Genomic DNA, 10,587 nt, shown 5'->3' with positions numbered 1-10,587 from the left:
GCCGACCACGCCGTTGAGCACGACGTCGCAGGGCCACTGCGCCAGCTCGGCCATCGCGTCCGGGCCGGCCACGATCTTGGGAAGCTTGAAGTCGCAGGCGGCCGTCGCGCAAGCCCCCGAAGCCGCCCCGGCTGGCCGATCCCCGGCGCCGGCTGCGGCTGGGCACCGTGCTCACCCTGACGCTCTTCGCCGTCATCGGCATCCGGCTGGTCGTCCTCCAGACCGTGGAGACCCCGGCGTACGCCGGCGGCGGCGTCGCCGACCGGCTGCGTACCGTGACCCTGCCGGCGGCGCGCGGCGCGATCTACGACCGGGACGGCGCCCCGCTGGCGCACAGCGTCGAGGCCCGCTACGTCTACGCCGACCCCACCCAGATCAAGGACCAGCAGGCCACCGCCAGGGCGCTGTCCCCGTTGCTGGCCATGCCGGCCTCGGAGCTGGCCGAGAAGATGAAGCCACGCAAGCGGGTCAACGGCGTCGACTCGCAGTTCGAGTACCTGGCCCGGGGGGTGGACATCGACCGGGCCCGGCAGATCACGGCGCTGGAGCTGCCCGGCATCTACACCCACCGCGACGAGCGGCGCGAGGTGCCCGGCGGCGACCTCGCGGCCAACCTGCTCGGCTTCACCAGCCAGGACATGGTCGGGCTGGAAGGGCTGGAGGCCCGCTACGACGACGTGCTGCGCGGCAAGGACGGCAAGCGGGTCTACGAGGTCGGCCTCGGCGACCTGGCGGCCCCGATCCCCGGCGGCTACAGCGAGACGACGAAGGCCAAGCCGGGCAGCTCGCTCCAGCTCACCATCGACCGCGACCTGCAGTTCATGACGCAGCGGATGCTCAGCCGGCACATGGCGCAGAGCAAGGGCAGCACCGGCGCCGCGGTGGTGATCGAGATTCCCTCGGGCGAGGTGCTGGCCCAGGCCAGCCACCCCACCTACAACGCGGCGAAGCCCGTACCGAGCGACCCGACCGACCGGGAGGACGCGGCCACCAGCTTCGTGGTCGACCCCGGCTCGGTGCACAAGGCCATCACCTTCGGCGCCGCGCTCCAGGAGCGGGTGATCACCCCGGACACCACGCTGCCGATCGCCAACGGCATCAAGAAGGGCGACACCTGGTTCACCGACACCCACCGGGCCGACGGGCGGCGGATGAGCCTGCCCGGCATGATGGCGTACTCGTCCAACGTCGGCACCATCCAGATCGCCGACAAGCTCGGCCCGGAACGCCTGATCGACTACCAGAAGCGGTTCGGCCTCGGGGAGCCCACCCGGGTCGGCATGCCCGGCGAGGCCAGCGGACGACTGCTGCCGGCCGACGAGTGGAGCGGGTCGTCGGCCGGGTCGGTGCCGATCGGGCACAGCGTGGACGCCACCCCGCTGCAGATGGCCGCCGTCTACGCGACGATTGCCAACAACGGCACGTACGTCCAGCCGCGCCTGGTCCGGGAGGTGATCGGGCCGGACGGGAAGCGTACGCCGACCGAGCCCCCGGTCACCCGCTCGGTGCTCAGCCCGGAGAACGCCGCCGCGCTGCGGACCATCCTGGAGGCGGTCACCACCGTAGAGGACGCCACCGGCAAAGCCGCGGCGATCCCCGAGTGGCGGGTCGCCGGCAAGACCGGCACCGGCTGGCGGCTGGTCGACGGGCGCAAGCAGCCCGGCGAGGTGGCCTCGTTCATCGGGATGGCCCCGGCCGAGAACCCGCGCTACGTGATCGCGGTCTTCGCGCACACCCCGTCGGGCGGGGGCGGGGACATCGCGGCCCCCGCGTTCCGGGACATGATGCAGTTCACGCTGCGTCACTACGGCGTGCCGCCGAGTGGGCAGAAGGCCCCGAAGTTCACGGTCTATCCGCGTTGAGCGGCCACGCCGCGACATCATCGGTGAGTGCGGACGAACCGCCGGGGCGGCTGTGCGGCCGGAACCGGACGACCGGGTAGGGTCTGACGCCGTGCCCGGCAATCCTCGTCCCCGTACCGTGATCGGTGTCCGGCTCGGCGACCTCGCCGCCCGGCTCGCTGTCGAGCCCCCGGAGGGCGCCGCCGAGCTGGCGGTGACCGGGGTGACCCACGCCAGCCAGGAGGTTCGCCCCGGCGACCTGTACGCGGCCCTGCCGGGTGCCCGCCGGCACGGGGCGGAGTTCGCCGCCGGCGCGGCGGCCGCCGGCGCGGTGGCCGCGCTGACCGATCCGGCGGGCGCCCCGGCGGTGGCCGAGGCCGGCCTGCCGGCGCTGGTGGTGTCCGACCCGCGCGCGGTGCTGGGCAGCCTGGCCGCGGCCGTCTACGGCGACCCCACCGAGCACCTGACGGTGATCGGGGTGACCGGCACGGCCGGCAAGACCTCGACGGCCTACCTGGTGGAGTCCGGCCTGCGCGCCGCCGGCCACACCACCGGCCTGATCGGCACCGTCGAGACCCGCCTCGGCGACCTGGCGATCGACAGCGTGCGCACCACGCCCGAGGCGACCGACCTGCACGCCATGCTGGCCGCCGCCCGGGAGCGCGGCGTCACCGCCGTGGTCATGGAGGTCTCCAGCCACGCCCTGGCGATGGGCCGGGTCGGCGGGGTCCGGTTCACCGTCGGCGGCTACACCAACTTCGGCTCCGACCACCTGGACTTCCACGCCGACTCGGCGGACTACTTCGCCGCCAAGGCGCAGCTGTTCGACGGGCGCTGCGCCGTGGAGGTGCTCAACCACGACGACCCGGCGCTGAAGTCGCTGTACGGCCCGGCCACGGTCACCTACTCGGCGGCCGGCGACCCGACCGCCACCTGGTGGGCCGACGAGATCGGCGGCGAGGGGTACGCGCAGCGGTTCACCGCGCACGGCCCGGACGGGCTGGTCCTGGCGGCCGGCGTGGCGCTGCCGGGCCGGCACAACGTGGCCAACGCCCTGCTGGCCATCGCCGCGCTGGTCGGGGCCGGCGTGGACCCGCGCACGGCCGCCGCCGGGGTCGCCGCGTGCGGCGGGGTACCCGGGCGGCTGGAGCTGGTGAGCGCCCCCGGCCCGGTCCGGGGCGTGGTCGACTACGCGCACAAGGCGGACGCGATCGTCGCCGCGCTGGCGGCGCTGCGGGAGTTCGGCGCCGGCCGGTTGATCTGCGTGATCGGTGCCGGCGGGGACCGGGACCGGGGCAAGCGGCCGGTGATGGGCGCCGCTGCGGCGGAGGGAGCCGACGTGGTGCTGGTGACGGACGACAACCCGCGTACCGAGGATCCGGCGGCCATCCGGGCCGAGGTGCTCGCCGGCGCCCGGCACGCCGGCACGACGGCCCGGATCGAGGAGGTGGCCGACCGCCGGACGGCGATCGACGCGGCGGTCCGGCTGGCCGAGCCGGGCGACGTGATCGCGGTGCTCGGCAAGGGCCACGAGCGCGGGCAGGAGATCGGCGGCGAGGTGCACCCGTTCGACGACCGCACCGAGCTGGCCGACGCGCTGCGCGCCCGCTTCGCCGACCCGGCGGGTCAGCGGTGATCCCGCTCAGCCTGGCCGAGGTCGCCTCGGCGGTCGACGGGCGGCTGGCCGGCGCCGACCCGCAGGCCCGGGTCACCGGTCCGGTCGAGTTCGACTCGCGCAAGGTGCGCCAGGGCGCGCTCTTCGTCGCCTTCCCGGGCGAGAAGGTGGACGGGCACGACTACGCCGCCGGCGCGGTGGCCGCCGGCGCGGTGGCCGTGCTCGGCACCCGGGAGGTGCCCGGCGTGCCGATGGTGCTGGTCGACGACGCGCTGGCCGCGCTGGGCCGGCTGGCCCGCGCGGTGGTCGACCGGCTGCCCGCGCTCACCGTCGTCGGCTTGACCGGCTCGTCGGGCAAGACCACCACCAAGGACCTGATCGCCCAGCTCACCGCGCGGCTCGGCCCGACCGTCGCCCCGCCCGGGTCGTTCAACAACGAGCTGGGGCACCCGTACACGGCGTTGCAGGCCGGGCCCGAGACCCGCTACCTGGTGATGGAGAAGGGCGCCCGCGGGGTGGGGCACGTGCGCTACCTCTGCGACGTGGTGCCGCCCCGGATCTCCGTGGTGCTCAACGTCGGGGTGGCGCACATCGGCGAGTTCGGCTCGGTGGAGACGATCGCGCTGGCCAAGGGTGAGCTGGTAGAGGCGCTGCCCGTCGACGGCCTGGCCGTGCTGAACGCCGACGACCCGCTGGTCGAGGCGATGGCCTCGCGTACGGTCGCCCGGGTGGTCCGCTACGGCGAGGCGGCGCACGCCGACGTGCGGGCCGAGGACGTGACGCTGGACGACCGGGGTCGGCCCGCGTACACCCTGGTCACTCCGGAGGGGACCGCGCCGGTGCGGCTCGGGCTGACCGGCCGGCACCAGGTGTCCAACTCGCTCGCCGCCGCCGCGGTGGCCCGCGAGCTGGGCATGCCGCTGGCCGAGCTGGCCACCGCGCTGGGCGCGCTGGGGCTGGTCTCCACCCGCCGGATGGACGTCTTCGAACGCGTCGACGGGGTGACCGTGATCGACGACTCGTACAACGCCAACCCCGCCTCGATGGCGGTCGCGCTGCGCGCGCTGGCCGGCATCGGGCGGGAGCGGCGCACCGTCGCGGTGCTCGGCTACATGGCCGAGCTGGGCCCGTTCGAACGCGACGGGCACGCCGAGGTCGGCCGGCTCGCGGCCGAACTGGGCGTAGACCGGCTGCTCGTGGTGGGCGAGCCGGCCGCGCCGATCCACGAAGGCGCGACATCGGTAGGGGACTGGGGAGGAGAGTCGGTGCTGCTCACCGATCAGGCGGCGGCCGTCGAGGTGCTGCGGAGCGAGTTACGGCCGGGTGATGTCGTCCTGGTGAAGGGCTCGCGGTACCGCACCTGGGAGGTGGCCGACGCGCTGCGCGCGGACGCCGCCGGCAGCGGGACCAATCCGACGGCGACGGGGGGCGGCGCCGCATGAGGGCGGTCATCGTCGCCATCGGGGTGGCCTTCCTGGTCTCGCTGTTCTGCACCCCGATCGCGATCAAGGTGTTCGCCCGGCTGAAGGCCGGCCAGCCGATCCGATCAAACCTCGGGCTCGCCAGCAACGAGGGCAAGAAGGGCACGCCGACGATGGGCGGCGTGGTGTTCATCCTCGCCACGGTCATCGCGTACGTGGCCGGTCACCTGGCCCTGACGACCCTGCCGGACGCGCAGATCGCCCAGGTCGAGCCGACGATCACCGCGCTGGTCCTGCTGGGGCTGATGGTCTTCTCCGGCGCCGTCGGCTTCATCGACGACTTCCTCAAGGTGCGCAAGCGGCACAGCGGCGGCCTCAACAAGCGCGGCAAGCTGCTCGGGCAGATTTTGGTCGGCGCGGTCTTCGGCGTCGTGGCGCTCTACTTCCCGAGCACCATGACCGACGCCGCGGGGGCCGAGACCAACACGGAGACCGTGGGCAGCACGACGCTCAGCTTCATCCGGGACATCCCGGCGCTGGACGTCACCAAGATCGGCGCGGTGGTCATCTTCATCTTCGTGGTGATGGCCGCGACCAACGGCGTCAACCTCACCGACGGCCTCGACGGCCTGGCCACCGGCGCCTCGGTGATGGTCCTCGCGGCGTACGCGCTGATCGCCTTCTGGCAGTACCGGCACTGGTGCGCCGACCCGAACTACACCCAGGACTACTGCTACGCCGTCCGGGACCCGCTGGAGATCGCGCTGATCGCCGGCGCGGCGGCCGGGGCCTGTGTCGGCTTCCTGTGGTGGAACACCTCGCCGGCGCGGATCTTCATGGGCGACACCGGCGCGCTGGGCCTGGGTGGCCTGATCGCCGGCATGGCCATGTCCACCCGGACGATCCTGCTGCTGCCGATCATCGGTGGCCTCTTCGTGATCATCACGATGTCCGTGGTGATCCAGATCATCTCGTTCCGCACCACCGGCAAGCGCGTCTTCCGGATGTCGCCGTTGCAGCACCACTTCGAGCTCGCCGGGTGGAGCGAGGTCAACATCGTGGTCCGGTTCTGGATCATCGCCGGCATCGGCGTGGCCATCGCGCTGGGCCTGTTCTACAGCGAGTTCCTCGCCAACATGACCTGAGCGGGCCGGCAGGTCCCGCCGCGGGGCCCGGGCGCGTGTCGCCCGGGCCCCGCGGCGCGTCCGCCCGCCGGGACGGCCCGCGCGGCCCGGCGCAAGCCCGACACGCCGACCGGTCGGTTGCGCCGGTGGCGGACCCGGGAAACCGCCATGATGTTCCCGTGGGGGAGGGACGAAACATCGAGGTCACGGCAGAGGGGACACCCGGGCGGTCACCGGGGGGCAGGCGTACGCGCGACGCGCCCGCCGCGACGCGGGGGCCGGACGAGCCCGGTCCCCAGCTGCCGCGTGGGCTGGACGCCGCGGGCGGGCTGGCCGCGCTGCGCGGGCTGCTGGAGCGGCCGTTGGCCTCCTACTACCTGCTGCTGTCCAGCGCCGGCCTGCTGCTGCTGATCGGCCTCACCATGGTCTTCTCGGCCACCAGCGTCCGGGACTACGCGGAGAACGGCAACGCCTCGACGTCCCTGGTCAAGCAGGCGATCTTCGCGGTGATCGGCATCGTCGCGTTCTGGGCGTGCCAGCGGCTGCCGGCGACGACCTACCGGGCGCTGGGCCGGCCGCTGCTGTTCACCGCCATCGGCCTGCTGCTGGTGCTCAACCTGCTGCTCGCGTACGCCCGGCTGACCGGCCAGGATTCCGCCCGGATCGGCCCGGTCGAGGCCCGGCTGCTCTGGCTCTTCGTCGGCGGCATCCAGGTCCAACCCTCCGAGTTCGCGAAGTTCGCCCTGGTGCTCTGGGGCGCCCACGTGATCGCCCGCAAGGGCGCCGCGCTGGGCTGGTGGCGCGAGCTGGCCACCCCCCTCTTCCCGGTGGTGGGCCTGCTCTTCGTCCTCGTCGGCTACAACGACCTGGGCACCATGCTCTGCCTGCTCGCCCTGGTCGTGGGGCTGCTCTGGGCGGCCGGGGTGCGGATGCGGGTCTTCGCCGCGCTCTCCGCGGTGGGCCTGCTCGGCATCGGCCTGCTGGTCGCGGTGGCCTCGCTCGGCGCCGGCTCGGGCGAGACGGGCGCGGAGAACTACCGGCTGGCCCGGCTGACCGCCTTCATCGACCCGCCCCCGCTGGACGTGTGCAAGGACGCGGGCTGCTACCAGATCGCCCAGGCCCGCTACGCGATCGAGAACGGCGGGTGGTTCGGCGTCGGTCTCGGCAAGAGCATCGCCAAGTGGCAGTGGCTGCCGGCGGCGGAGAACGACTTCATCTTCGCCGTGGTCGCCGAGGAGCTGGGCGTCGTCGGGTGCGTCGTGGTGGTGGCGCTCTTCGCCGTGCTGGCGTACACCGGGCTGCGGATCGCCCGCCGGGTCGAGGACCCGTTCCGCCGGCTCGCCGCCGCGGCGGCGACCACCTGGCTGGTCGGCCAGGCGGTGATCAACATCGGCGGGGTGGTCGGCCTGCTGCCGCTGACCGGCGTGCCGCTGCCGTTCATCTCCGACGGCGGGAGCGCGCTGGTCGTCACCCTCGCCGCCATCGGGATGCTCGCCTCCTTCGCCCGCGCCGAACCCGACGCCGCCAGAGCCCTGCATGCCCGTCCGCCGGCCCGATGGGTCCGACTACTCTGGGCCCCGTTGCCGCCGCTTCCCGGGCGGCGCCGCCGTCCGGCGGCGCCCCCGGCTGCCCGAGGGTCCGTGCCCCGGTCGCGGGAGCGGCGAGAAGACGACCAGGCCGCACCGCGCGGTGTCCGGGTGGCCCGGACCCGCCGCGGATCGGCGGACGAGAGGAGACGTTGATGGGTCCGCTGCGTTCGGTGGTGCTCGCGGGAGGTGGCACCGGGGGGCACATCTACCCGTTGCTCGCCTTCGCCGACTGCCTGCGCCGACACGACCCCGGCGTCCGGATCACCTGCCTGGGCACACCGAAGGGCCTGGAGAACGAGCTGATCCCGCCGCAGGGCTACGACCTGCGGCAGATCCCGGCCTACCAGCTGCCCCGGTCGGTGAACATGAACCTGGTCAAGACCCCCGGCCGGATGTGGACCGCGGCGCGCGCCGCGGGCAAGGTCATCGACGAGGTGCGCGCCGACGTGGTGGTCGGCTTCGGCGGGTACGTCTCCGTGCCGGCCTACCTGGCCGCCTGGCGGCGCGAGCTGCCGATCGTGATCCACGAGGTGAACGTGCCGCCGGGGGTGGCCAACCGGCTGGGGATGCGGTTCACCAACCACGTGGCGGTCGGCTTCCCGCACCAGCCCGCCCAGGCCGAGGCCCTGCGCGATGCCCGGGTGGTCGGCGTGCCGCTGCGTCGGGGCATCGCCGGGCTGGACCGGTTCGCCATGCGCAACGCGGCCAGGGCCCACTTCGGGCTCCGTCCCGATTTGCCGGTGCTCTTCGTCGCCGGCGGCTCGCAGGGCGCCCGCTCGATCAACCTCGCCGTCGCCGGCGCGGCCAAGGAACTCGCCCGCAACGGGGTGCAGGTGCTGCACGTGATCGGCGCCCGCAACGAGCCGGTGCCGGTCCCCACCGACCTGCCTGTCCCGTACGTGACGCTGCCGTACCTGTCCGAGATGGAGGCCGGCTACGCCGCGGCGGACCTGATGCTCGGCCGGGGCGGGGCGATGACCTGCGCGGAGGTGGCCGCGATCGGGCTGCCCACCATCTACGTGCCGTACCCGCACAGCAACCAGGAGCAGAAGCGCAACGCGCTGCCCGTGGTGGAGGCCGGCGGCGGGCTGCTCGTCGACGACGCCGAGCTGACCCCGGACTGGGTCGAGCGGACGATCGTCCCGCTGATCCGCGATCCGCACCGGCTGCACGCGATGGGCGCCGCCGCCGCCGCGTACGGGCGCCGCGACGGCGACGAGGCGCTGCTCAACTTCGTCTACGAGGCGGTGGCCAAGTGAGCGCGAGGAGTGAGCTTGCGAGCCCCGCAGTCGCGAACGGAAGGCAGGCACGGGTGAGCGCGAGGAGTGAGCTTGCGAGCCCCGCAGTCGCGAACGGAAGGCAGGCACGGGTGAGCGCGAGGAGTGAGCTTGCGAGCCCCGCAGCCGCGAACAACGGTGGTCCCGTGACCGGGCGCACCGCGACCGGGAGGTTCCCGTCATGAACACCGCACAGTTCACCCCGGCCGGCACGCTCACCGCCGAGGACCTGGGCACGATCCACCTGATCGGCGTCGGCGGGGTCGGCATGAGCGGGCTGGCCCGGCTCTTCCTCACCCGGGGCATCCGGGTCTCCGGCAGCGAGCTGCGGGAGTGGCCCTCCCTGGCCGGCATGCGGGCCCTCGGCGGCACCATCCACATGAGCCACGAGGCGTCCAACCTCGACGGTGTCGACACGGTCGTCTACTCCTCGGCGATCCCGCAGGACCACCTGGAGATGGTGGAGGCGCGCCGGCGCGGCCTGCGCGTGCTGCACCGCTCCGAGGCGCTGGCCGCCGCGATGACGGGCCGCCGGACAGTGGCGGTCGCGGGCACCCACGGCAAGACCACCACCACCTCGATGGTCACCATGGTGCTCCAGCAGGCCGGGCAGGATCCGTCCTTCGTGATCGGTGGGGAGATCTCCGAGGTCGGCTCGGGCGCCCACCACGGCACGGGCGAGCACTTCGTGGTGGAGGCGGACGAGAGCGACCGCTCCTTCCTGATCTACCGCCCGTACGTGTCGATCATCACGAACGTCGAGGCCGACCACCTGAACACCTACGGCGACCTCGCCACGCTGGAGGCGGCCTTCGCCGAGTTCGCCCGGCTCACCGACCCGGACGGCTTCATCATCACCTGCGCCGACGACCCGGGCGGGCGGCGGCTGGCCGAGACGCTGCGCGCGGAGGGCCGCCGGGTGCACACCTACGGCGAGGCGGCCGACGCCGACCTGCGGCTGACCGACGTCGCCTCGTCGGCCCGGGGGGTGCGCTACCTGGCGGGCATCGACGGGCGGTCGCTCGGCGAGTTCCGGCTGCCGGTGCCGGGGCGGCACATGGGGCTCAACAGCGCCTCGGCCGTGCTGACCGCGTACCTGCTGGGCCTGCCGCTGGAGGCGGCGGAGGCCGCGCTCGCGGCGTTCCCCGGCGTGCGGCGGCGCTTCGAGCGCAAGGGCGTCGCGGACGACGTGCTGGTCTACGACGAGTACGCCTACCACCCGACCTCGATGACGCTGGCGTTGCAGACGCTGCGCGAGGTGGCCGGGGACGGCCGGCTGATCGTGGTCTTCCAGCCCTACCGGCTCTACCGCACCCGCGACCTGCAGGCGGAGATCGCCGAGTCGCTGTCCATCGCCGACGAGCTGGTGCTGCTGGAGGTCTTCGGGCCGGGCGAGCTGCGCGAGCCGGGGGAGGGGTCGGCGGCGCTGATCGAGGCGGTGTCGCTGCCGGCGGAGCGGAAGGTCTTCGTGGACTCCTGGGAGGCCGCGCCGGTGGAGGTGGCCCGGCGGGCCCGCCCCGGCGACGTCGTGGTGACCATGGGCGCCCCGCCGATCTCGCTGATGGGCGACCAGCTGCTGGCCGCGCTGTCGGCGCGTACCGCCGATCCGGCGGCGCCGGCGGGCACGACGCCCGGCGGCGAGGCGGGCGGGACGACGACCATCGGCGGCACCGTCCCCGGCGCCGGCGGCGCGGTCCCGGACGGCGCGGCGCCCGCGGCC

7 protein-coding genes are annotated in these 10,587 nt (G+C 73.9%); all 7 read left to right on the top strand.

The window, feature by feature from the left end; all coding sequences use genetic code 11:
- Window positions 1–158: 158 nt before the first annotated feature.
- Complete coding sequence (locus AB0G08_RS29655) at window positions 159–1,862, top strand: penicillin-binding protein 2 (protein ID WP_358094135.1); 1,704 nt, start codon at window positions 159–161, stop codon at window positions 1,860–1,862.
- 52 nt (window positions 1,863–1,914) lie between these two features.
- Window positions 1,915–3,477 carry a UDP-N-acetylmuramoyl-L-alanyl-D-glutamate--2,6-diaminopimelate ligase gene (locus AB0G08_RS29650; protein WP_358094129.1) on the top strand — a complete coding sequence of 521 codons (1,563 nt, stop codon included), beginning with the start codon at window positions 1,915–1,917 and terminating at the stop codon, window positions 3,475–3,477.
- Complete coding sequence (gene murF / locus AB0G08_RS29645) at window positions 3,474–4,898, top strand: UDP-N-acetylmuramoyl-tripeptide--D-alanyl-D-alanine ligase (protein ID WP_358094126.1); 1,425 nt, start codon at window positions 3,474–3,476, stop codon at window positions 4,896–4,898. Before AB0G08_RS29650 ends, murF begins: the two co-directional genes overlap by 4 nt.
- Complete coding sequence (gene mraY / locus AB0G08_RS29640; RefSeq protein WP_088999238.1) at window positions 4,895–6,022, top strand: phospho-N-acetylmuramoyl-pentapeptide-transferase; 1,128 nt, start codon at window positions 4,895–4,897, stop codon at window positions 6,020–6,022. The genes murF and mraY overlap by 4 nt, the downstream gene beginning before the upstream one ends.
- A 278-nt stretch (window positions 6,023–6,300) precedes the next feature.
- Window positions 6,301–7,743, top strand: a complete 1,443-nt coding sequence (locus tag AB0G08_RS29635; RefSeq protein WP_358094132.1) for a putative peptidoglycan glycosyltransferase FtsW — start codon at window positions 6,301–6,303, stop codon at window positions 7,741–7,743.
- Window positions 7,743–8,849 carry an undecaprenyldiphospho-muramoylpentapeptide beta-N-acetylglucosaminyltransferase gene (gene murG, locus AB0G08_RS29630; protein WP_358094123.1) on the top strand — a complete coding sequence of 369 codons (1,107 nt, stop codon included), beginning with the start codon at window positions 7,743–7,745 and terminating at the stop codon, window positions 8,847–8,849. The genes AB0G08_RS29635 and murG overlap by 1 nt, the downstream gene beginning before the upstream one ends.
- 199 nt (window positions 8,850–9,048) lie before the next feature.
- The coding region (gene murC / locus AB0G08_RS29625) for a UDP-N-acetylmuramate--L-alanine ligase (RefSeq protein ID WP_358094120.1) at window positions 9,049–10,587 on the top strand (1,539 nt) is incomplete at its 3' end.

The sequence above is a fragment of the Micromonospora sp. NPDC023644 genome (assembly GCF_040640115.1).
Classification (GTDB): Bacteria; Actinomycetota; Actinomycetes; order Mycobacteriales; family Micromonosporaceae; genus Micromonospora.
The sequence above is the reverse complement of the archived record's forward strand: the minus strand, read 5'-3'. Positions and strand labels throughout refer to the sequence as shown.